Below are 23215 nucleotides of genomic sequence, written 5' to 3' on the forward strand. Positions count from 1 at the left end.
AACAATCGGATCAAGGTGATCAAGCGTATGGCCTATGGCTTCCGCGATGACCATTACTTCTTCCTCAAGATCCGAGCAGCCTTCCCCGGAAATCGGCGATGAACCTTTTTTCGGTGGGTAACAGCGGTGTCGGTTTCCGTTTGCTCGACGAAGGCCACCAGCCTGTCGAGATTGCCTTCCCAAAGCTGGCGATAGGTCTCCAGCCAGCCATGCGCATCGCGCAATGCGCCGGGGCGCAGATGGCAGATGCGCCAGCGTGCGTTGATTTCCCGCTCGATCAGTCCGGCATCGGCCAGCACACGCAGATGCCGGGAGATGGCCGGGGCGGAGATATCGAACGGGCGCGCCAGTTCGCTGACCGGGGCGTCGCTCTCCGACAACCGCGCAAGAATCGCGCGGCGCGTCGGGTCGGCCAGGGCGGCGAAGATGGTGGAGAGCGGGTCGTCTGGGTTTGGCATGAGATCATTTAACGCATTGGTTAAATGAAGATCAAGGGCTGTTACATCTGGGTTTGGGCGTGGCGACAGTGGAACGCCACGACACTTCCTGTACGATGGCGGCTCGCCCCACAGTTCCGGGCCGTCTGCCGCCCGGCCCGCCATCCGCAGTGTTGTTCCCCGGGGGAAGTGCCATGCCGCATTCGGACTGGACCCACGAAGCGATCCACAGGATCGAGGCCGATTTCAACCGGTCTTCCGATACCCACCTGATTCCACTGGATCTGCCGGGTTATCCGGATATCCGCTTCTACTTCAAGGACGAATCGAGCCACCCGACAGGCAGCCTCAAGCACCGGCTGGCGCGTTCGCTGTTCCTTTACGCGTTGTGCAACGGATGGCTGCACGCGGGCAGCACGGTAGTGGAGGCCTCCAGCGGCTCGACCGCGATTTCGGAGGCGTATTTCGCACGCCTGCTCGGGCTGCCGTTCGTGGCCGTGATCCCCGCGGGCACGTCGCGGGCGAAGGTGGAGGCGATCGAGTTCTACGGCGGGCGCTGCCATCTCGTTGCCAATCCGTCGGAGATCTACACCGAGTCGCACCGCATCGCGCGCGAATCGGGCGGGCACTTCATGGACCAGTTCACCTACGCCGAACGCGCGACAGACTGGCGGGCCAACAACAATATCGCGGAGTCGATCTTCAAGCAGATGGCACAGGAAGCGCATCCCGTGCCCGCGTGGATCGTGGCCAGCGGCGGCACGGGCGGCACCGTTGCGACGCTGGGCCGCTACGTGGCGTACCGGCGGCACCAGACGCGCATCCTGTGTACCGATCCGGAGAACTCGGTGTTCTTCGATTATTTTGGGGGTTGCCTGGCGGGCCAGCCCGATCCGACTCTGACGCTCGACACAGGGTCCCGCATTGAAGGCATTGGCCGCCCGCGCGTGGAGCGGTCCTTCATCCCGACGTGCATCGACGCGATGCTCAAGGTGCCCGATGCGCTCTCGTTCGCGGCCATGCGCTATCTGGCGCAACGCTTCGGGCGGCGCGTGGGCGGATCGACCGGTACCAACTTTGTCGGCGTGCTGTACCTCGCGCAACGCATGCGCGCGGCGGGGCAGGCCGGCGCGATCGTCACGCTGCTCTGCGACAGCGGCGAGCGGTACGCGACGACGTATTACGACGATGACTGGTACCAGGAACAGCGCATTGCCGTGGACGTCGCGGATGCGCTGATCGGGCGTGCGGTCAAGGGCGAGCCGGTGTTGACTCCCGACGCGGTGGCCGGGCTGGCAATGGCCGGTTCCGGCGTTCCCGGCGGCGCCGGACAATGATCGCGCGCGTTTCTGTCACAATCGCGGCTTTCCTGCGCTGGCTGTTGGTGGCCCGCCCGAACAAGCAAGACATGACCCTACTGAAACGCAAATCGATCGAGGCCGTCGCCTCGCGCCGCCCCGCGCGGGGCACCCGTACTCGCGGCGAACGCCCGGTCAAGGAAGAAAAGCGCATGACGCCGCGCTTTGCCCCCGTCACGTTTTCCGAAATGGACGGCGTGCGTTACCTGCACTTCGGCACCGAATGGGTACAGGGCGCGATGCGCCTGCGCAAGCCTGACGCCATTGAACTCGAATACGCGCAGCAGATGATGGCCTGGCTGCTGTTCCTGTCGCCGTCGGCACCGGACTTTCACGTTGCGCAGCTCGGGCTCGGCGCCGCGGCGCTGACCAAGTTCAGCCACCGGCATTTCGCGCGGGCCCGCGTGACCGCGGTGGAGCTGAATCCGGCGGTGATCATTGCCGGCCGCAGCATGTTCGGCCTGCGCGAGGACGACGCGCGCCTCAGCGTGCGCGAGCAGGATGCTTGGGATTTTGTGATGGACGCCACCAGCACGGAGTCGATCGATGCGTTGCAGGTGGACCTGTACGACGCCACGGCGCGTGGCCCGGTGCTCGACACCACCGCCTTCTACCGTGCCTGCCGTCGTACCCTGAAGTCGCCGGGCGTGATGACCATCAACCTGTTCGGCGACCACGACAGCTTCCCGAAGAATATCGAGCGCATCTGCGATGCCTTCGACAATCGCGTGCTGGTGTTCCCCGAGGTGCATGACGGCAACGTCATCGCGCTCGCCTTCAACGGCCCGGCTATCGACGTGTCGTGGGAAACGCTGGAAGCGCGCGCCGAAGTGGTGGAGACAAACACCAAGCTGCCCGCGCGTGACTGGGTGAAGAAGCTGCGTGCCGCCAATGCGCGGCAGGAAGAAAAGCTGGTGATCTGAACCCGTCCGGTACGCCGCCCGGAGCAAGGCTCCGGGCTCGCGGCCGTTACTGCTTGTGGAAGAACTGCGCCAGCGACCACTCGTCGGTGCGCGCCTCGTACTTCAGGCCGGTCTTCATCGCCCACATGGCGAGCTGGCTGTGCGACGGGATGACCGCGTGGTCGTCGAGCGCGAACTTTGCGGCGGCCTTGGCGTTGTCCTCGCGCGCCTTGTCGCTGCTCACGGTGGTCAGCGATTTCTCGATCAGCTTGTCCAGTTGAGGGTTGCTGTACTTGCCCCAGTTCCAAGTGCCGTAGCCAGTCTTGGCGTCAGGCGTGCCGGTGATCGAGCGCAGCGCCACGTCGGCCGCAGCAGAGCCCCATCCCAGCATCTCGAACGAGAAGTCGCCCTGGCGCGCGCGAGTGAAATACGCGGCCACGGGCATGGTTTCCACCTTGGTCTGAATGCCCACGCGCGTGAGCATGCTGGCGGTGGCCTGCGCCACGGCGGCATCGTTCAGGTAGCGGTTGTTGGTCGCGTGCAGCGTCAGCCCGAAGCCGTTCGGATAGCCAGCGGCAGCCAGCAGTTTCTTCGCGCCTTCCGGATCGTAGGCGTCGGGTTTGGTCCCAGGGTGCCCGAAGATCTGCGGCGACACCAGTGAAGAGGCCGGCACCGCCAGGCCTTCCATGATGCGGCTGACGATCGCGTCGCGGTTGAGCGCCTTGGAGATGGCCGCGCGCACGCGCGCATCCTTGAACGGGTTCTTGCCGAGCGGCTTGCCGGCCTTGTCGGTGACGTAGGGCGAGTTGTCGCGCGACTGATCCATCTGCCAGAAGATCGTGCGCCATGACACGGTCTGTTCGATGCGGAATTTCGGATTCTGCTTGAGCTTGGCCACATCGGCGGCGGGCACGCTTTCGATCACATCGACATCGCCGGCGAGCAGGGCGGAGGTGCGGGCGCCGTTGTCCGTGATGATGCGGAAGATCGCGCGGTCCCATTCGGGCTTCGGTCCCCAGTAGTCGGGATTGCGCGCCATCACGATCTCCTGGCCACGCGCGAAGCGTACGAACTTGAACGGACCGGTGCCGATCATGGCCTTGCCCGAATCGAAATCGGCCTGTGTCAGCGTGGCGGCGATCTTCTTCGGCATGATCGGCACGCTGTTCAGGTCATTGGCCAGGTTGGCATAGTTGGCCACATTCATGGTCAGCCGCACCGTGAGCGCGTCGGGCGTGTCGATGCGCGCGATCGGCTTGGTATAGCTCGTGAACGAGCCGGGGCTGTTGGTCAGCTTCTCGGGCCGCTCGAGCGATGCCTTGACGTCGGCGCTCGTGAACGGCGAGCCGTCGTGCCACTTGACGTTCGGCCGCAGCTTGATTTCCCACGTGGTCGGGTTGACGGGCTTCCACGACAGGGCAAGGCCCGGGATATAGCGCGCGTTCTTGTCCATGAACACGAGCGACTCGAAGATATGCAGCGCGATGGCGTTGTTCGGCCCGGCATTGTTCCAGTGCGGGTCCATGGAGGTGACATCGGCCGCCAGGCCGATGCGCAGGTCTTCGGCGTATGCGCTGCCAACCGGCGACAACGCGAACAAGGCGCCGCACAGCAGTGCGGCGCGGGCGGCTCCGGAAACGATGGAAGGGCGGCGGGAATTCATGGCGCTAGGCTCCTCATGCTGGCCCGGGCGGCCGCGGGCGAGGAGGGCGCGCGGCCATGGGCGGTTCTCAGGCAGTTGTCAGGCAATTTGCCCGCATTGTGCCGGCAAAACGACATCCATGCAGGCTTTCCGGTCAGATGCGGGTGACTGGCGCCGGTAAAATGGCGGCCATGTTTGCCAATTCCCCCACCATTGTCTCGGCGCAGTCCGACATCCACGAACATCTCGCGGCGCGTGTGACGCGCCATCTTGCCGAGCCGTTCCGCAAGCCGATCGGCGATGTGAGCCGGCGTGCGCTGGACGAGGCACTGGCGCGCTGGCGGCAGGCCGGCGACGTGCCGCTGATCCTCGACGCGGGCTGCGGCGTGGGTGAAAGCACGCTGCGCCTGGCCACGGCCTTCCCGGACCATTTCGTGATTGGCGTGGATCAGTCGGAAAAGCGCCTTGGCGCCGGCAAGGACTGGTGGGGCGATGCGCCCATGCCCGGCAACTTCTGCTGGGCGCGGGCCGATCTGGTCGATGTGTGGCGCCTGCTGGAGGAGTATGGCGTGCCGGTGGCGCGGCACTATGTGCTGTATCCCAATCCCTGGCCAAAAATCGGCCATCTTGGGCGGCGTTGGCAAGGGCATGCGGTCTTTCCCGCGCTGGCGGCCTGTGGCGATTATCTCGAGTGCCGCAGCAACTGGAAGATCTACGTCGACGAGTTCGTGACGGCGCTGGGCATGCTGGGCCGGCCGTCGGCGACCGAGGCATGGCAGCCTGAAACTGCCATGACGCCGTTCGAGCGCAAGTATGCGGCTTCAGGGCACGGCCTCTGGCGCTGCGTGGCCCAGCGGTAAGCGGAAAGCACAACGGCCCGCAGTGCGGGCCGTTGCATGGGTGCTGAAGCGGCGCCGTGGCGCCGTTCCGCCTCAGTGTGTCAGTGGAATAGCGGCTGCTGTGTCGGCGCGTCTTCGGGCAGCTCGGCGTGGACGATCTCGCCGTTGCGGTCCGCGTAGAGCGGCGTGCCGCAGTCTTCGCAGTACTCGGGATCGAACAACGCGGCGTGGCGGAAGATGTCCTCGACGCCGGCGTTGCGCAGTTCCTCGCAGATCTGCTCGAGCGGGTTGCCCTTTTCGTCGGCATCGACTTCGCCGGCTTCGCGGCCATAGACGGGCCAGACGATGCCGTAGATCACATCCTTCTCGCCGCGCATGGTGAAGCCGACGCGATACTCTTCCACCACTTCCTCGCCGAACGCCGCGACCACTGCCGCCAGCTGGCCGGCGGGAACGTCCAGCGTGCCGCTCAGATAGTTGACGGCCGCGCGCACGGTCAGCGGGCGGATGCTCTTGTCGGACTCGCGGCAGGACAGGAAGAACGCATCCGGCAGCAGCAGCTCGAACTCGCAACCCGGCAACAGCAGCGCCACGGTGGCCTGCACCTGGCTGCGCCACTGCTCGAGGCAGGTCGAGCGCTCGGCGTGGTGTTCCTTGGCATCTTCCTGCCAGCGGAACAATGCCTGTTCGTGCGGCGCGACGACCACGGCCAGCAGGTAGCGAGGATCGGCGAGGATCGGCGCGGTCTCAGGCAGGTCGCGCAGGTCCACCTTCGGCACGGTACCGCTCAGGGCGGCAGCCGCGAGCTTGTGGGTCAGCGCAAAGGTGTCGCTGTGCGTGCGCGGCAGCTGGTCGATGCTGTACAGGTACGGCGACAGCGCGACCTTGGTGCCGGTGGCCAGCACATGCGCCTGCAGGTGCACAGCCAGGGTCTGCGCGAGATCCGGTTTCAGCGAACCCGACGGAATCGCGTAACGCGTATGCGCGAGGATGGGGGCAGCCACCAGCAGGGCGTCATAGCGCACGCCGTCGACTTCCACCATGGCCGATTCAGCCAGCGTCTCGGCCTGTTCGGCCAGCACGTCCGAGGCGTCCGCATTGTGCTTGAACAGGTGTTCGAGCGCCGCGTCCAGCGCGGTCTGGCTGCCGTTCTTCAGCAGCCGGCCCAGGCGCTGCGAGAGTCGCCGTTCCCAGTATGCGTCCTCCATGCGGCTGCCCGATGCGTCAAGTGCGAGCGCATCGGCCACCAGTCGCTCGGCATCGGGCGAAAGACGGGGGGAAGCCTTGGGGCGAAAACCTGCCATAGAGAGAAATTATCCGTTTTTGCGTAAAACGGTATTCTACTCGCTGCGTTGACAGGAATGATGCCAGCCCGACACGGCCGGCATTTCCTGCAAACGCTTACTTTTGCGCGGGCGCGGCCGGGGCGTGGGTTTCGGTGCCGTGCTGCTCGCCGCCCATCGACACATCGCCGCCGCCCTTGCTGAGCAGATAGAAGGCGGCGCCGGCGACGACAACGAATGCGATGATGATCTTGACCATGGTGTCTCCTGTCATGAGGGGTGGGGCGCGATGGCCGGACCGCCGTTCCCCGGGGCGCTGAGCGCCATTCTTGTGATGGACAGTGTGGCAGCACTGGCTTGCGTGGAACTTACATGCAAGCGATGGCGAAATGTGATTGGTGCGTCACGTTTCCGCAATGAAAACCGCCCGCCATACCCGGCGTAGGCCGGGCTTGGCGGGCGGCGTTGTACTGCTTCAGCCGGTTCAGGCGGCGAGCAGCTGGCGCAGCACGAACGGCAGGATGCCGCCGTGGTTGTAGTAGTCGACCTCGATCGGCGTATCGATGCGCAGCAGCACCGGCACGCGCTGCACGTCACCGTTGACACGGTTGATCACCAGCACCAAATCCTGCTGCGGCTTCAGGTCCCCTTCGATCCCCTCGATGTCGAAGGTCTCGTTGCCCGTGATGCCCAGCGTCTGTGCGCTGTCGGTGCCCTTGAACTGCAGTGGCAGCACGCCCATGCCGACCAGGTTGGAGCGGTGGATGCGTTCGAAGCTGCGCGCGATCACGGCCTTCACGCCCAGCAGCTGCGTACCCTTGGCCGCCCAGTCGCGCGACGAGCCGGTGCCGTACTCTTCGCCGCCGAACACCATCGTCGGCGTGCCTTCGGCGATGTACTTCATGGCGGCGTCGTAGATCGACATTTCGTCGCCGGTCGGCTGGTGGATCGTCAGGCCGCCTTCGACGCGCGATCCATCGGCCTTGGGCGGGATCATCAGGTTCTTGATGCGCACGTTGGCGAACGTGCCGCGCATCATGACCTCATGGTTGCCGCGGCGCGAACCGTAGCTGTTGAAGTCGGCCTTGAGCACGCCATGCGACAGCAGGTACTTGCCGGCAGGGGAGGTGTCCTTGATCGAGCCGGCCGGGGAGATGTGGTCGGTCGTCACGGAATCGCCAAAGACGCCGAGCGCGCGTGCGCCGCGCACGCTCGCGGTGGCGCCGGACGGCTCCATGCTGAAGTCCTGGAAAAACGGCGGCTCGGCGATGTAGGTCGACGCAGGCCAGTCGTAGACCTGGCCCTTGGTGCCCTTGATCGCGCCCCACAGCTTGCTCGGCTTCTTGACCTGCTCGTAGTTGCCCTTGAACGTCTTGGCGTCCATCGCGAACTTCATCAGCGCGTGGATTTCCTCGGAGCTCGGCCAGATATCGCCGAGCCAGATGTCCTTGCCGCCCTTGCCCTTGCCGACCGGCTCGGTCATCAGGTCGCGCGTGACATTGCCTGCGATGGCGTAGGCCACCACCAGCGGCGGCGAAGCCAGGAAGTTGGCGCGGATATTCGGATGGATGCGCGCCTCGAAATTGCGGTTGCCCGACAGCACGGCGGCCGCGACCAGGTCGTTCGTGACGATGGCCTCGTTCAGTTCCGGTGTCAGGTCGCCCGCATTGCCGATGCAAGTGGTGCAGCCGTAGGCGGTCACGCCGAAGCCCAGCTTTTCCAGGTACGGCAGCAGGCCGGCGGCTTTCAGGTACTCGGTCACCACGCGGCTTCCGGGCGCCAGCGACGTCTTGATGTGCGGCGCCACCGTCAGCCCGGCTTCCACGGCCTTCTTGGCCAGCAAGCCGGCGCCAAGCAGCACGCTCGGGTTGGACGTGTTGGTGCAGGACGTGATGGCGGCGATCAGCACGTCGCCGTTCTTGACGTCGATGCCGTCGGCGGTCTTGTAGGTGCGATCGAGTTCGGCCGCCTCCTTGTTGAAGCCGTTCTCGGCCACGGGCTTGCTGAACAGCGAGCTGAACGTGCTCTTGACGTTGCCGATCTCGATGCGGTCCTGCGGACGCTTCGGGCCAGCCAGCGACGGCGCCACGGTGCCGAGATCCAGCTTGACCACATTGCTGTAGTCGATCTCGCCGGACTTCGGGATGCCGAACATGTTCTGCGCGCGGAAATAGCCTTCGAACGCGGCGATTTCCTCTTCAGTGCGTCCGGTGCCCTTGAAGTAATCGATGGTCTTCTCGTCCACGGGGAAGAAACCCATGGTGGCGCCGTACTCGGGCGCCATGTTGCCGATCGTGGCGCGGTCCGGCAGCGCCAGGCTGGCCGTGCCTTCGCCGAAGAATTCGACGAATTTGCCGACGACCTTTTCCTTGCGCAGCATCTCGGTGATGGTCAGCACGAGGTCGGTCGCGGTCACGCCTTCGCGCAGGCGGCCGGTCAGCTCCACGCCGACCACGTCCGGCGTCAGGAAGTACACCGGCTGGCCCAGCATGCCGGCTTCCGCTTCAATGCCGCCAACGCCCCAGCCCACCACGCCGATGCCATTGATCATGGTGGTGTGGCTGTCGGTGCCGACCAGGGTGTCGGGGTAGTACACGCCGTCCTTCTTGTGGACGCCGCGCGCCAGATATTCGAGATTGACCTGGTGCACGATGCCGAAGCCCGGCTGCACCACGCCAAAGGTGTCAAACGCCTGCATGCCCCACTTCATGAACTGGTAGCGCTCGTTGTTGCGCTGGAATTCCAGTTGCATGTTCAGGTCGAGCGCCTTCTTCTCGCGGAAGTGGTCGACCTGGACCGAGTGGTCGACGACCAGATCCACCGGCACCAGCGGCTCGATCTGCTTGGGATTCTTGCCCATCTTCTCGGCCACGTTGCGCATGGCGGCCAGGTCGGCGAGCAGCGGCACGCCGGTGAAGTCCTGCAGCACGACGCGCGCCACCACGAACGGGATCTCGTCGACGCGGTCCGCGTTCGGCTTCCAGTTGGCGAGCTGACGGACATGTTCCTCGGTGACCTTCTTGCCGTCGCAATTGCGCAGCACCGACTCCAGCACCACGCGGATCGATACCGGCAGGCGTTCGATCGGCACGTTCAGCTCCTCGCCCAGTTGGGGCAGGGAATAGAACTGGCCGTTGCCTGAAGAGCCGATCTTGAATTCTTTTAGCGTCTTATTGAGATTGTGGGGCATTGCCATACTCCAATCGAGGAACCTAGCGAGGAATGATGCAGTGGCGTTGACTCGGACCTGACCCCTGGGTGCGCTGCCACGGCGAGCACCGCGGTCCGATGTCGGCCGCGCACCGATACTCTAACTGCGGCGCTCGCGGGTCGCCAGCGCCGGGCCGGCGAACGCCGTGTTCGCGCCATGACCGCCATGCCGGCAACCATTCCCCGCCAGCATGGCAAGCCGGGCCCGGCCCCGAACGAGCTGGACCGGGGAACTGCCGGATTTACTGCTTCGGTGCCGCCGACTGCTGCGTGGCATCGGATTGCGGTTGCTGCGGCGGCGCGGCCAGCAGCGGCGAGGTCACCGGCGCACGCAAGCCGCCGGCTTGCGTCGGCGCAGCGGCGCCGGCTTGCATCTCGGCGCTCTGGCATTCGTCGGCCAGGCGCTGGCCCAGGTTCTTGTTGAACAGCATGGCCTTGCTCGGGATCACCACCAGGTCCAGGCCGGAGCGGGCGTCGAAGTAGCGGTCGGCGCCGGTCACGGTGGACTGGCGCGGCAGCTTGTAGTCGCGGCCTTGCCAGTGCACGGTCAGCACTTCATCGCGCAGCATGTTGCCGGAGATGTACAGCACGTTGCCGAGTTCGCACTGCCACTTTTCGCCAGTCGGCGTGGAGGCGGTCTCGGCCGGGGCTGCCTTGCTGCTCTTCTTGGCGGGCGCCTTCTTGGTGGTCGTCTTCTTGGCCGGTTCCTGGGCCATCACGGTGCTGGCGGTACCAAAGGTGAACGCGCCGATGCACGCAGCGAGGATGAGCTTTTTCATGGGAATAACCTTTCAGGGTTTGTGTCTTTATGGTCTGGCAAGCCCCAAAGACTCCGGGGCCTGGGCAAGATTCCGCCGCTATTCTCTACGATTTGCGGAGCAGCACAAGCAGCCTGTCCTTTCGTTACATAATCCGGACGGTATTGCGTGAATGTGGCGGAGGCGCGCTTCACATGCCGCGCCTCAGGTGCCGGGGCCTCACATGCCAACTACTTGCGCTTGCCGATCGGTACAAACTTCAGATCTTCGGGGCCCGTGTAGTTGGCGCTCGGACGAATGATCTTGTTGTCGATGCGTTGTTCGATGATATGCGCAGCCCAGCCGGAGGTGCGCGCGATCACGAACAGCGGCGTGAACATCGCGGTCGGCACGCCCATCATGTGATAGCTCACGGCGCTGAACCAGTCCAGGTTCGGGAACATCTTCTTGATGTCCCACATCACCGTTTCCAGACGCTCGGCGATGTCGAACATCTTCATCGAGCCTGCGTCCTTCGACAGGTTGCGTGCGGTTTCCTTGATGACCTGGTTGCGCGGGTCGGCAATGGTGTACACCGGGTGGCCGAAGCCGATCACGACTTCCTTGTTCTCGACGCGGCGGGTGATGTCGGCTTGGGCTTCGTCCGGGCTGTCGTAGCGCTTCTGGATCTCGAAGGCCACTTCATTGGCGCCACCGTGCTTCGGGCCGCGCAGTGCGCCGATCGCGCCGCAGATGGCCGAGTACATGTCCGAGCCCGTGCCGGCGATCACGCGGCCGGCGAAGGTCGATGCATTGAACTCGTGCTCCGCGTACAGGATCATCGAGGTGTGCATCGCGCGTTCCCACAGCTTTGACGGCTTTTCGCCATGCAGCAGGTGCAGGAAGTGGGCACCGATCGAGTCGTCGTCGGTTTCCACTTCGATGCGGCGGCCGTTGTGGCTGTAGTGGTACCAATACAGCAGCATCGAGCCGAGGCTGGCCATCAGGCGGTCGGCAATGTCACGCGCGCCCGGGGCGTTGTGATCTTCCTTTTCGGGCAGCACGGTGCCCAGCACCGACACGCCGGTGCGCATCACGTCCATTGGGTGGGCCGAGGCAGGCACCCATTCCAGCGCGGCCTTGACGTTGGCGGGCAGGCCGCGCAGCGACTTCAGCTTGGTCTTGTACGCAGCCAGCTCGGCCTTGTTCGGCAGCTTGCCGTGGACCAGCAGGTGGGCGATTTCCTCGAACTCGCATGCATCGGCCACGTCCAGGATGTCATAGCCGCGGTAGTGCAGATCGTTGCCGGTACGGCCGACGGTACACAGCGCGGTATTGCCGGCGGTCACGCCCGACAGGGCAACGGACTTCTTGGGCTTCGGCCCCGCCGATTGCGGAGCGTCTGCCGGGGTGGTGTGATTGGCTGCGGACATCCTGTTCTCCTTTGGAATCGGTGTATGCCGGATGCTTGTTGTGCGCGTGCAGGGCGGGCCGCGGACTAGTCGAAGAACAACTCGGCCACGTTCTTCGGCAGCGGCGTGCCGGTGGCGTGAGCGCGTTGCAGCAGCGACCAGTAGTAACGGTAGCTGGCACGGTCATGCAGTTGGCCGTCGTGACGGATCGGGGCCCAGTTGTTTTCGTGGGCGGCCAGCAGAATCTGGCTGGCCGCGCCGATTTCCTCGATGCCGGGTCGGAACGCGGCGACGATCGGCTCGATCTGTCCCGGGTGGATGCTCCACTTGCGCAGGTATCCGAACTCGCTGCGCGCGCGGTGCGCATCATCGCCCGCGCGCTGGGGCACCTGCACGTCAGTGCTGACGTTATGCGAAGGCACCTTGCCGTGGCGGTGGCACGCTGCCGAGATCTCCAGCATCGCGCGGCGGACCAGTGGATGTTCGAACTGCTGCGGCGAGCGCATGGCCTCGCCCGGAATGGCGCCATGGTGGGCCGAGACGAAGTCCATCAGCCCAAAGCTCAGGCATTCCACCTGCACCAGCGAAGCGATGTCGAATGCTTGCTCGAGCGCCGCGTGCGTCTCGATCAGCACATGAATCGGGATGTGACGGGCAATGCCTGCCGCGCGGGCTGCCTGGTTGACGTGGTCGGTCACGCGGGCGACTTCGACGACGTCGGTGACCTTGGGTACGACGACGTAGGCCAGTCGAGTTCCTGCGGCGCGCACCAGCACGTCGACATCCTGCTTCCAGCACGGATGGGCGGGGTCATGGATGCGTACGCCCACGCGATTGTAGGCATTGAGCGGGCCATTGATCAGGCTTGCACATAGTTCGGCGTGCTCGCGCTCCAGGCCGACGGCGGCACCGTCCTCGCAATCGAACGTGATGTCGAAAACGGGGCCAAGCTCTTGCTGCAGGGCGAGCGACTTGAGCATCAGCTTTTCGCTGCCCGCGTAGTGGTCGCACACCGGCAACTGGATGGGGATGGCTTCGCCCTGGAACAAGACCTCGGAGGGATGCACTTGGATTTCAGTGGGAATGGGTTGCGGGATGGGCCGGAAACAGATCGAGGGTAGGGGCCCAATACAAAAAACCGGAGCCCGCGCCGATTCGTGAATCGTTGCGGAGCTCCGGTTTCCTATGCGGACAGGATCCGAGGATCAGCCGAGCAGGTGCTGCACGCCGGCCTTCTCTTCTTCCAGTTCGTTCAGGGTGATGTTGATCTTTTCACGACTGTAGTCGTCGATCTCCAGGCCCTGGACGATTTCGTACTTGCCGTTGGCGCAGGTCACGGGGTAGCCGAACATGGTGTCGGCCGGGATGCCGTACTCGCCGTTCGACGGGATGCCCATGGTGACGACCTTGCCGTTGGTGCCCAGCACCCAGTCATGCACGTGGTCGATGGCGGCGTTGGCAGCCGAGGCAGCCGACGACAGGCCGCGCGCTTCGATGATGGCGGCGCCGCGCTTGCCGACGGTCGGCAGGAACACGTCGTTGTTCCACACCGGGTCGTTGATCATGTCCTTGACGCTCTTGCCGTCGACAGTCGCGTAGCGGTAGTCGGCGTACATGGTCGGGCTGTGGTTGCCCCACACGAACATCTTCTCGATCGAGGCCACCGGCTTGCCGGTCTTGGCGGCGATCTGCGACAGGGCACGGTTGTGGTCCAGGCGCAGCATGGCGGTGAAGTTTTCGCGCGGCAGGCTCGGTGCCGACTTCATGGCGATGTAGGCGTTGGTGTTGGCCGGGTTGCCGACCACCAGCACCTTGACGTTGCGGCTGGCGACTTCGTCCAGTGCCTTGCCCTGCACCGTGAAGATCTGGGCGTTGGCTTCGAGCAGGTCCTTGCGTTCCATGCCCTTGCTGCGCGGACGGGCGCCCACCAGCAGGGCAACGTCGGCGTCCTTGAACGCAACCTTCGGATCATCGGTGATGACCACACCGGCGAGCAGCGGGAAGGCGCAGTCTTCCAGTTCCATCACCACGCCCTTGACGGCCGCCTGGGCCTGGGGCAGGTCGAGCAGTTGGAGGATGACCGGCTGGTCTTTGCCCAGCATATCGCCGTTGGCGATGCGGAACAGCAGGGAATAGCCGATCTGGCCAGCGGCGCCGGTCACTGCGACGCGCATTGGGGCTTTAGCCATGAGTAAATCTCCAAACGAAAAGATGGGGGAAACCGGTGGGTGGCGTGCCGCGTAGGGGGAGGCTCGTCACACGTGCTGGTTGTCGCCACAGCGGGGAGCGGCACTCTGCCGGAACCACGTGGCAAAGCCACTGGGGGAGCCGGTGAGGGTAGCCACAACGGGTCATGGTGAAGCAACGAAGCGTAAGTCTACTGCGAAGCGGGGCGCATTAGCCAGATTGAGCGGCTGTCATGTCTGCGTCACGCGCGCCGCTGGCGTGGACCAGCGCGAGTGTAGGCCGGGCCTCCCATGATGTCAATTCATATGTCTTATATAAGACATAAGACGTTTAACGTCAGGCTGGACGGGGTTCGCCGTTTTGTGGTGAAATCCGGCTATGTCCTCCCTGCCTACGTCCCTGACCGGCGCTTCCCTACCCGGAGCGCAGGATTCTGCCGCCGCCACTTCGGGCGCCGGGGCGCAGCCGTCGCCTTCCTCATCGTCTTCCCAGCAGCCGCCTTCCACCGCTGTCCATGCCGTGCCATCGCCGACTTTCAGTCCGCTTTACCAGCAGATCAAGGCCCTGATCACGCGCAGCCTGCAATCGGGCGAGTGGAAACCGGGTGACATGATACCCAGCGAAATGGAGCTGGCATCGCGCTATAAGGTCAGCCAGGGCACGGTGCGCAAGGCCATCGATGAGCTGGCGGCCGAAAACCTTGTGGCGCGCCGGCAAGGCAAGGGCACCTTCGTTACCACCCACCACGAAGACGTGGTCAAGTTCCGCTTCCTGCGGCTGGTGCCGGACGAAGGCGAACCGCATTATGGCGCGAGCCACGTGCTCGAATGCAAGCGGCTGCGCGCGCCGGCCGAAATCGCCCGGCTGCTCGATATCCGCACCGGCGACAGCGTCGTGCAGATCCGCCGAGTGCTGACGTTTTCGGGCGAGTCGACCGTGCTGGACGAGATCTGGCTGCTCGGCGCCAACTTCAAGGGGCTCACGGCAGAGAAGCTGACCGAGTGGAAGGGCCCCATGTACGCATTGTTCGAGGCCGAATTCGGTACCCGCATGATTCGGGCCTCTGAGAAGATTCGCGCGGTGGCTGCCGACGAGACGGCAGCCACCTTGCTTTCCGTCCCGGTCGGGTCGCCGCTGCTGTCGGTCGAGCGTGTGTCGTACACGTATGGTGACCGTCCGGTCGAAGTGCGGCGCGGCCTGTATGTGACCACGCGCCACTATTACCAGAACGACCTGAGCTGAGTGCCGCCGGGATTATTGCGGTAATTGTCATGATCGCGGTGGCTGTTGCGTGGCAGAGGTGGATTTGGCGCATCGCGACTTGTCGTGTGCGATTGTCGCGCGCCGGCGGTCCGGGCCTGATAGCTGAAAATTATTGGTGCGGCGCGCAACAAAGGCGCTAAAATCTCATGGATTTGCCCCAATGCATTCCTTTGCATGCAGGGCAATGGCAGTTTCGTTTTTTGTTTACCGCAAAATGGGGTCTCGCATGGCTGAAGCCGTCAACAAAGCCAGGCCGGAATTCCGGAATATCGGTATCTCGCAGATCGCGAAATACCGATTGCCCTGGGCCGGCAAGGTATCCATCCTGCATCGCGTAAGCGGTGCCATGATGTTCCTTCTTCTTCCCTTTGTTCTGTACCTGTTTGAGCAGAGCATTACCTCCGAACTGAGCTTCGCAAAGTTCTCGGCACTGTTGTCCGGTGGCTTCGTCAAGCTGGTTGTGCTGGCCCTGATCTGGGGTTATCTGCATCACTTCTGCGCTGGTATCCGCTTCTTGCTGCTCGACGTGCACGTTGGCGTCACCAAGCCCGCTTCGGCTAAGTCTGCCATCGGCGTGCTGGTTGTCAGCCTGCTGCTTACCCTGATTTTCGGCCTGAAGCTGTACGGCCTGTTCTGAGGAGAATCAAGGTGGCAAACAATAATATCGGTCCCAAGCGTCTTGTCGTCGGTGCCCACTACGGCCTGAAAGACTGGCTCGCGCAACGCGTCACGGCCGTGATCATGGTGGTCTTCACCGTGATCCTGGCTATTGCCTTCCTGCTGTCGAACGGCGCTTCGTACGAAGCGTGGGCAGGGCTCTTCTCCAATCAATGGATGAAGATCATCACGTTCCTGACCATCCTGTCGCTGCTGTATCACGCCTGGATCGGCGTACGCGACATCTGGATGGACTATGTGAAGCCGATGGCCGTGCGCCTCGTGCTGCAAGTTCTTACGATTCTGTGGCTCGTCGGTTGCGCGGGCTACGCTGCTCAGATTCTCTGGAGGGTGTAATAAATGGTCGCAGTCAAGACTGGATTGCCGCGTCGCCGCTTTGACGTGGTCATCGTCGGTGCTGGCGGCGCCGGGATGCGCGCATCCCTCCAGCTCGCGGAAGCCGGCCTGAACGTGGCCGTGCTGTCCAAGGTGTTCCCGACCCGCTCGCACACCGTGGCGGCGCAGGGCGGCATCGGTGCTTCGCTCGGCAACATGAGCGAAGACAACTGGCACTATCACTTCTACGACACCATCAAGGGCTCCGACTGGCTGGGCGACCAGGACGCCATCGAGTTCATGTGCCGTGAAGCCCCGAAGGTCGTGTACGAGCTCGAACACTTCGGCATGCCGTTCGACCGCAACCCGGACGGCACGATCTACCAGCGTCCGTTCGGCGGCCACACGGCCAACTACGGTGAAAAGCCGGTGCAGCGCGCCTGCGCCGCGGCTGACCGTACCGGCCACGCACTGCTGCACACGCTGTACCAGCGCAATGTGCGCGCCAAGACCCACTTCTTCGTCGAATGGATGGCGCTGGACCTGATCCGCGACCAGGACGGCGACGTGCTGGGCGTGACCGCGCTGGAAATGGAAACCGGCGAGGTCTACATCCTGGAAGCCAAGACCACGCTGTTCGCCACGGGCGGCGCCGGCCGTATCTACGCCGCGTCGACCAACGCCTTCATCAACACCGGTGACGGCCTGGGCATGGCCGCACGCGCTGGCGTGCCGCTGGAAGACATGGAGTTCTGGCAGTTCCACCCGACCGGCGTGGCCGGCGCGGGCGTGCTGATCACCGAAGGCGTGCGCGGCGAAGGCGGTATCCTGCGTAACAAGGATGGCGAGCGCTTCATGGAGCGCTATGCCCCGACGCTGAAGGATCTGGCGCCGCGTGACTTCGTGTCGCGCTCGATGGACCAGGAAATCAAGGAAGGCCGTGGTTGCGGCCCGAACGGCGACTACGTGCTGCTCGACCTGACCCACGTCGGTGCCGAGACCATCATGAAGCGCCTGCCGTCGATCCGCGAAATCGGCATGAAGTTCGCCAACGTCGACGCGATCAAGGAACCGATCCCCGTCGTCCCGACCATCCACTACCAGATGGGCGGTATTCCGACGAACTTCCACGGCCAGGTCGTGGTGCCGAAGAACGGCAACCCGAACGAAGTGCTCAACGGTTTCTACGCGATCGGCGAATGCTCGTGCGTGTCGGTCCACGGCGCGAACCGCCTGGGCACCAACTCGCTGCTGGACCTGGTGGTGTTCGGCCGTGCCGCCGGCAACCACATCATCGCCCAGAACCTGAAGCAGAAGGAACACAAGCCGCTGCCGGCCGATGCCGCTGACCTCGCGCTGTCGCGCCTGGCCAAGCTGCAGGCCACGTCGTCGGGCGAGTACACGCAGGACGTCGCCAACGACATCCGCAAGAACATGCAGTCGCATGCCGGCGTGTTCCGTACGCAGAAGCTGATGGACGAAGGCGTGGAGCGCATCCTGGAAGTGTCGGAGCGCGCCAACAACATCCACCTGAAGGACAAGTCCAAGGTCTTCAACACCGCACTGGTGGAAGCCCTGGAAGTGGCCAACCTGGTGGAAGTGGCCAAGGCAACGATGATTTCGGCTGCCGCTCGCAAGGAATCGCGCGGTGCGCACGCACACAGCGATTTCCCGAACCGCGACGACCAGAACTGGCTCAAGCACACGCTGTTCTACAGCGAAGGCAACCGCCTCGACTACAAGCCGGTGAAGATGGAGCCGCTGACGGTGGAAAGCGTTCCGCCGAAGGCCCGTACTTTCTGAGCACCGCATCGTAGAGAACACAGGACCCACAGAAATGAAGCGTATTTTCGAAGTCTACCGCTACGATCCGGACAAGGACGCGGCACCGCGCATGCAGACCTACGAGGTCGAGCTCGACGGTCACGAGCGCATGCTGCTGGACGCGCTGGTCAAGCTGAAGAAGCTGGACGAGACCATCTCGTTCCGCCGTTCGTGCCGTGAAGGCGTGTGCGGTTCGGACGCGATGAACATCAACGGCAAGAACGGCCTGGCGTGCCTGACCAATATGCGCGAGCTGCCGGACCGTATCGTGCTGCGTCCGCTGCCCGGCCTGCCGGTTGTGCGCGACCTGATCGTCGACATGACGAACTTCTTCAAGCAGTACAACTCGATCAAGCCGTTCCTGATCAACGACGAGCCGCCGCCCGAGAAAGAGCGTCTGCAGTCGCCGGAAGAGCGCGACGAGCTCGACGGCCTGTACGAGTGCATTCTGTGCGCGAGTTGCTCGACGTCGTGCCCGTCGTTCTGGTGGAACCCGGACAAGTTCGTCGGCCCGGCCGGCCTGCTGCAGGCTTACCGCTTCATCGCGGACAGCCGCGACCAGGCCACCAGCGAGCGTCTGGACAACCTGAACGACCCGTACCGCCTGTTCCGTTGCCACAGCATCATGAACTGCGTGGACGTGTGCCCGAAGGGTCTGAACCCGACCAAGGCCATCGGCAAGATCAAGGAGCTGATGGTCCGCCGCGCGGTCTGACCACGCGGGGTTTGCAGTAAAGAGCAGTAGTTGTTGTAAGCGGCGCGTCAGCCTGAGCGGCTATATCAGGCGGGCGCGCCGAAAAGCAGGAAGCCATGACCGAGAGTCTCTCCACCACCTTCTCCCATCAGGCCGATCCGCACAAGCGTGCGCGCCTGCGCTGGCGTGCGCGCCGCGGCCTCCTGGAGAACGACATCATCGTCGAGCGATTTTTCAACCGTTACGAGGAGAGCCTGTCCGATGAGGATGTGGCTTCGCTGAGCGAGCTGTTCGAGCTCAGCGACAACGAGTTGATGGACCTGCTCCTTGCCCGCAAGGAGCTCGATGGTGAACTCGACACGCCCCCGATGCAGCGCATCATTGGCCTGCTGCGTTCGGTCTGAGTATTTGGTCAATATTATTATTCACAGCATTTGAAGGATCCGACATGACGCCGTCCGATGTGAAAGCCACGCTATCGTTCTCCGATGGTTCCCCCAGCGTTGAGCTGCCGATCTACAAGGGCACCGTAGGCCCCGACGTGATCGACATTCGCAAGCTGTACGGCCAGACCGGCAAGTTCACCTACGACCCCGGTTTCATGTCGACGGCTTCGTGCAATTCGAAGATCACCTACATCGACGGCGACAAGGGCGAGCTGCTGTACCGCGGCTACCCGATCGAGCAACTGGCGCAGAAGTGCGACCACCTCGAAACCTGCTACCTGCTGCTGAAGGGCGAGCTGCCCAACGCCAAGCAGAAGGAAGAATTCACCGGCCACGTGATGAACCACACCATGGTTCACGAGCAGCTGCAATTCTTCATGCGCGGTTTCCGCCGCGATGCGCACCCGATGGCCGTGCTGACGGGCCTGGTGGGTGCCATGAGCGCGTTCTACCACGACGCGATGGACATCGATGATCCGCATCAGCGCGAGATCTCGGCCATCCGCCTGATCGCCAAGATGCCGACCATGGTCGCCATGGCGTACAAGTACAACATCGGCCAGCCGTACATCTATCCGCAGAACGACCTGTCCTACTCGGGCAACTTCCTGCGCATGCTGTTCGGCACGCCGTGCGCCCCGTACACCGTCAACCCGGTGCTGGAGCGCGCGCTGGACCGCATCTTCATCCTGCACGCCGACCACGAGCAGAACGCGTCGACCTCGACCGTCCGCCTGGCCGGTTCGTCGGGCACGAACCCGTTCGCAGCGATCGCCGCCGGCGTGGCCTGCCTGTGGGGTCCGGCCCACGGCGGCGCCAACGAAGCCGCGCTGAAGATGCTGGAAGAGATCGGCAGCGTCGACAACATCGGCGAGTTCATCAAGCAGGTCAAGGACAAGAACTCGGGCGTGCGTCTGATGGGCTTTGGCCACCGCGTGTACAAGAACTACGATCCGCGCGCCAAGCTGATGCGCGAAACCTGCCATGAAGTGCTGAACGAACTGGGCCTGCACAACGACCCGCTGTTCAAGCTCGCCATGGAGCTGGAAAAGATCGCGCTGGAAGACGAGTACTTCGTCAGCCGCAAGCTGTACCCGAACGTCGACTTCTACTCGGGCATCGTCCAGCGCGCGCTGGGTATCCCGACGTCGCTGTTCACCTGCATCTTCGCGCTGGCTCGTACTCCGGGCTGGATCTCGCAGTGGGAAGAGATGATCACCGATCCGGAATACAAGATCGGCCGTCCGCGCCAGCTGTTTAACGGCGCCGCCTCGCGCGACGTGCCGGACATCGCCAAGCGCTAAGCGCTGGCATGGCTCTGGCTGCGCCTGCAGCAATCACAAACGCCCCGGCCCGCCGGGGCGTTTGTCTTTCTGGCGCCATGCGTCTTGTGCGCTGCAGTAATCGTGGTGGCAGGAAGTTGCACACTGAGTGGTCAGAAGCGCAATTTGTGGAGAATTGTGTCGCGATCGGCTAACCGGGTTCCGCATTTATTGTGCGATTTTCGCATCTGATAGGGAATTTGACCCTATAATGCGGGCTGCTCTGCCGATGGCAGCCGGGCCACCCTTCCGGCAAGCCATGCGGCAAGCGGGGCAGGCGACAGCGCTTGCGCAATAGAGAACGCATCAAACGTTGTCTTTCCGAACCATGCTCCCCTGATTCATCCGGGGGCTGACACATGCCGGGCCCCGCATTCGCTGTCTTCTTGCCGGACCCGTCTTCCGCGTCTCGGGCCTTGTTTCTCTGTCGTCCGCGGGGTGTCGTTCGATTGCGCAGGTCATGCCGTCTCTTGCCCGTATGACCACAATACCAATCGAGGAGCTCCTGATGACGCTTTCCCGCCTTACGTCCATTTCGCTGGCCGCCGTGCTGGCCACCCTTGGCGCTGCCGCCAACGCCGAAACCGTGAAGATCGCTATTGCCGGCCCGATGAGCGGCGCCGTGGCGCAGTATGGCGACATGGTCAAGGCCGGTGCGCTGACCGCCGTCGAGCAGATCAATGCTGCAGGCGGTGCCGGCGGCAACAAGCTCGAAGTGGTGCTGATGGACGACGCCTGCGAGCCGAAGCAGGCCGTGGCCGTGGCCAACAAGATCGTCAGCCAGGGCATCAAGTATGTGATTGGCCACGTGTGCTCGGGCTCGACCATCCCGGCTTCGGACATCTACGAGAACGAAGGCATCGTGATGGTCACGCCGTCGGCCACCGCACCGCAGCTGACCGAAGCGAAGAAGCGCAAGTTCATCTTCCGCACCATCGGCCGCGACGACCAGCAGGGTCCGGCTGCCGCCCAGTACATCATCAGCAAGGTCAAGCCGAAGAAGGTCGCCGTGCTGCACGACAAGCAGTCGTACGGCCAGGGCATTGCCACCTCGGTGAAGAAGGACCTGGAAGCCGCCAAGATCCCCGTGGCGCTGTTTGAAGGCATCAACGCCGGCGATTCGGATTACTCGGCCGTCATCACCAAGCTGAAGTCGCAGGGCGTGGACTTCGTCTACTTCGGCGGTTACCACCCGGAAATGGGCCTGCTGATGCGCCAGGCGCGCGAGCAGGGCGTTAAGGCCACGTTCATGGGTCCCGAGGGCGTGGGCAACAAGGACGTGACCGCGATTGCGGGCCCGGCCTCGGAAGGCATGCTGGTGACGCTGCCGGCCGACTTCTCGGCGGACCCGGCCAACGCCGGCCTGGTGAAGGCGTTCGCCGACAAGAAGCGTGACGCCAACGGTCCGTTCCAGATGCCGTCGTACGCCGCCGTCAAGATCATTGGCGACGCCATCGCCGGCGCCAAGAGCACCGATCCGACCAAGGTCGCGGCGTACATGCACAAGAACGCCTTCCAGACCCCGATCGGCAAGGTCGAGTACGACGACAAGGGCGACCTGAAGTCCTTCAAGTTCGTGGTCTACACCTGGCACAAGGACGCCAGCAAGACCGCCGCCAACTAATCCCGGCATTTCCTTCGTCCATCCCGCGCCTCCACAAGGGGCTGCGGGATGGTCCGCTATCGGGCTTCGGCGCGGGCTTCCATCCGGGCTTCGACTTCCTGAGGCTTCCCCCATGAACGAATTTCTTCCACAGTTCACCCAGCAGCTGGTCAATGGCCTGACGCTGGGTGCGATCTATGCGTTGATCGCCATCGGCTACACGATGGTCTACGGCATCATCGGCATGATCAACTTCGCCCACGGCGAGATCTACATGATCGGCGCCTACGTGGGTCTGGTCACGTTGACCGCCATCGGCGTGCAGGCCGGCTACCCGTTGCCGCTGGTACTCGGTGCGGCGCTGCTGGTGTCCGTGGTGATCACCGGCTGCTATGGCTTCGCGGTCGAGCGCGTGGCGTATCGCCCCTTGCGCGGCGGGCCGCGATTGGTGCCGCTGATCTCGGCCATCGGCATGTCGATCTTCCTGCAGAACTACGTGCAGATCGGGCAGGGCGCGCGCGACGTGTCCGTGCCGATCCTGATCTCGGGTGCCATCGAATTCCAGATGGGCGGCGATTTCACCGTCACCGTGCCGTACTCCCGCTTGCTGATCGTCGGCGTGACGCTGGTGCTGATGATTGCGCTGACGCTGTTCATCGGCCATTCGCGCATGGGCCGCGCGTGCCGCGCCTGCGCTGAGGACATGCGCATGGCCAACCTGCTGGGCATCGACACGAACCGCGTGATCTCGTTCACGTTCGTGCTCGGCGCGATGCTGGCCGCAGTCGGCGGCGTGCTGATCGGGCTGACCATCGGCAAGCTCAATCCGTTTATCGGCTTTATCGCCGGCATCAAGGCGTTCACCGCCGCGGTGCTGGGCGGCATCGGCAGCATCCCGGGCGCGATGCTCGGCGGCGTGCTGCTGGGCCTGGTCGAAACTTTCGCCTCCGGCTACATGCCGGCCGAATACAAGGACGTGGTGGCCTTCAGCCTGCTGGTGCTGGTGCTGCTGTTCCGCCCGACCGGCCTGCTCGGCAAGCCGGACGTGGAAAAGGTCTGAGGG

General features: G+C 63.8%; 21 protein-coding genes and 1 pseudogene. 13 read left to right on the forward strand and 9 right to left on the reverse strand.

Features of this window, described 5'->3' with window-relative positions; all coding sequences use genetic code 11:
- Window positions 1–102 (forward strand): transposase (locus KHO41_RS32995; protein ID WP_211957488.1); only part of this gene is annotated, 102 nt, incomplete at its 5' end.
- 29 nt (window positions 103–131) lie between these two features.
- Here KHO41_RS32995 and KHO41_RS33000 read toward each other — a convergent pair.
- Window positions 132–458 (reverse strand): annotated as a pseudogene (locus KHO41_RS33000) (ArsR/SmtB family transcription factor); the annotation flags it as partial.
- A gap of 173 nt (window positions 459–631) precedes the next feature.
- Here KHO41_RS33000 and KHO41_RS33005 point away from each other — a divergent pair.
- A complete protein-coding gene (locus tag KHO41_RS33005; protein ID WP_211957447.1) occupies window positions 632–1774 on the forward strand; it encodes a PLP-dependent cysteine synthase family protein in 1143 nt (380 codons plus the stop codon).
- A gap of 71 nt (window positions 1775–1845) precedes the next feature.
- Window positions 1846–2718: a class I SAM-dependent methyltransferase gene (locus KHO41_RS33010; protein WP_211957448.1), complete on the forward strand. Its 873-nt coding sequence runs from the start codon at window positions 1846–1848 to the stop codon at window positions 2716–2718.
- A 46-nt stretch (window positions 2719–2764) separates the two neighbouring features.
- Here KHO41_RS33010 and KHO41_RS33015 read toward each other — a convergent pair whose 3' ends face one another.
- Window positions 2765–4360 (reverse strand): ABC transporter substrate-binding protein, encoded by a 1596-nt coding sequence (locus tag KHO41_RS33015; protein ID WP_211957449.1) that lies wholly within the window; start codon window positions 4358–4360, stop codon window positions 2765–2767.
- 161 nt (window positions 4361–4521) lie between these two features.
- Between KHO41_RS33015 and trmB the strand changes: the two genes are divergently transcribed.
- On the forward strand, window positions 4522–5199 hold the full coding sequence (trmB, locus tag KHO41_RS33020) for a tRNA (guanine(46)-N(7))-methyltransferase TrmB (protein WP_211957450.1): 678 nt from the start codon (window positions 4522–4524) through the stop codon (window positions 5197–5199).
- A gap of 80 nt (window positions 5200–5279) precedes the next feature.
- Here trmB and KHO41_RS33025 read toward each other — a convergent pair whose 3' ends face one another.
- The 7 genes from KHO41_RS33025 to KHO41_RS33055 form a co-directional block, all read right to left on the reverse strand.
- Window positions 5280–6482: a DUF2863 family protein gene (locus KHO41_RS33025; protein WP_011298484.1), complete on the reverse strand. Its 1203-nt coding sequence runs from the start codon at window positions 6480–6482 to the stop codon at window positions 5280–5282.
- A 97-nt stretch (window positions 6483–6579) separates the two neighbouring features.
- Window positions 6580–6720, reverse strand: coding sequence for a hypothetical protein (locus KHO41_RS33030; protein WP_211957451.1), 141 nt, complete (start codon window positions 6718–6720; stop codon window positions 6580–6582).
- A 225-nt stretch (window positions 6721–6945) separates the two neighbouring features.
- Window positions 6946–9651 carry an aconitate hydratase AcnA gene (gene acnA / locus KHO41_RS33035; protein ID WP_211957452.1) on the reverse strand — a complete coding sequence of 902 codons (2706 nt, stop codon included), beginning with the start codon at window positions 9649–9651 and terminating at the stop codon, window positions 6946–6948.
- A 262-nt stretch (window positions 9652–9913) separates the two neighbouring features.
- Window positions 9914–10450 (reverse strand): hypothetical protein, encoded by a 537-nt coding sequence (locus KHO41_RS33040; protein WP_211957453.1) that lies wholly within the window; start codon window positions 10448–10450, stop codon window positions 9914–9916.
- A 209-nt stretch (window positions 10451–10659) separates the two neighbouring features.
- Window positions 10660–11841, reverse strand: a complete 1182-nt coding sequence (gene prpC, locus KHO41_RS33045; RefSeq protein ID WP_211957454.1) for a bifunctional 2-methylcitrate synthase/citrate synthase — start codon at window positions 11839–11841, stop codon at window positions 10660–10662.
- Between the two features lie 65 nt (window positions 11842–11906).
- Window positions 11907–12887 (reverse strand): HpcH/HpaI aldolase/citrate lyase family protein, encoded by a 981-nt coding sequence (locus KHO41_RS33050; RefSeq protein ID WP_211957455.1) that lies wholly within the window; start codon window positions 12885–12887, stop codon window positions 11907–11909.
- 138 nt (window positions 12888–13025) lie between these two features.
- Window positions 13026–14009, reverse strand: coding sequence for a malate dehydrogenase (locus KHO41_RS33055; protein ID WP_211957456.1), 984 nt, complete (start codon window positions 14007–14009; stop codon window positions 13026–13028).
- A gap of 376 nt (window positions 14010–14385) precedes the next feature.
- Here KHO41_RS33055 and KHO41_RS33060 point away from each other — a divergent pair, with 376 nt between their 5' ends.
- From KHO41_RS33060 to livH, 9 genes are all read left to right on the forward strand, one after another.
- Window positions 14386–15249 carry a GntR family transcriptional regulator gene (locus tag KHO41_RS33060; protein ID WP_211957457.1) on the forward strand — a complete coding sequence of 288 codons (864 nt, stop codon included), beginning with the start codon at window positions 14386–14388 and terminating at the stop codon, window positions 15247–15249.
- A 247-nt stretch (window positions 15250–15496) separates the two neighbouring features.
- On the forward strand, window positions 15497–15907 hold the full coding sequence (gene sdhC / locus KHO41_RS33065) for a succinate dehydrogenase, cytochrome b556 subunit (protein WP_211957458.1): 411 nt from the start codon (window positions 15497–15499) through the stop codon (window positions 15905–15907).
- An 11-nt stretch (window positions 15908–15918) separates the two neighbouring features.
- Window positions 15919–16284, forward strand: coding sequence for a succinate dehydrogenase, hydrophobic membrane anchor protein (gene sdhD / locus KHO41_RS33070; RefSeq protein WP_011298475.1), 366 nt, complete (start codon window positions 15919–15921; stop codon window positions 16282–16284).
- A 3-nt stretch (window positions 16285–16287) separates the two neighbouring features.
- Window positions 16288–18066 carry a succinate dehydrogenase flavoprotein subunit gene (gene sdhA, locus KHO41_RS33075; protein ID WP_211957459.1) on the forward strand — a complete coding sequence of 593 codons (1779 nt, stop codon included), beginning with the start codon at window positions 16288–16290 and terminating at the stop codon, window positions 18064–18066.
- A 34-nt stretch (window positions 18067–18100) separates the two neighbouring features.
- Window positions 18101–18802 (forward strand): succinate dehydrogenase iron-sulfur subunit, encoded by a 702-nt coding sequence (locus KHO41_RS33080; RefSeq protein WP_011298473.1) that lies wholly within the window; start codon window positions 18101–18103, stop codon window positions 18800–18802.
- Between the two features lie 95 nt (window positions 18803–18897).
- Window positions 18898–19185: an FAD assembly factor SdhE gene (locus KHO41_RS33085; RefSeq protein ID WP_011298472.1), complete on the forward strand. Its 288-nt coding sequence runs from the start codon at window positions 18898–18900 to the stop codon at window positions 19183–19185.
- Between the two features lie 44 nt (window positions 19186–19229).
- Complete coding sequence (gene gltA, locus KHO41_RS33090) at window positions 19230–20531, forward strand: citrate synthase (protein ID WP_211957460.1); 1302 nt, start codon at window positions 19230–19232, stop codon at window positions 20529–20531.
- Window positions 20532–21057: 526 nt separating this feature from the next.
- Window positions 21058–22173, forward strand: a complete 1116-nt coding sequence (locus KHO41_RS33095; RefSeq protein WP_211957461.1) for a branched-chain amino acid ABC transporter substrate-binding protein — start codon at window positions 21058–21060, stop codon at window positions 22171–22173.
- Between the two features lie 112 nt (window positions 22174–22285).
- Window positions 22286–23212, forward strand: a complete 927-nt coding sequence (livH, locus tag KHO41_RS33100; RefSeq protein WP_211957462.1) for a high-affinity branched-chain amino acid ABC transporter permease LivH — start codon at window positions 22286–22288, stop codon at window positions 23210–23212.
- Window positions 23213–23215: the final 3 nt, after the last annotated feature.

Source organism: Cupriavidus numazuensis (assembly GCF_905397435.1).
GTDB classification, from domain to species: Bacteria; Pseudomonadota; Gammaproteobacteria; order Burkholderiales; family Burkholderiaceae; genus Cupriavidus; species Cupriavidus numazuensis.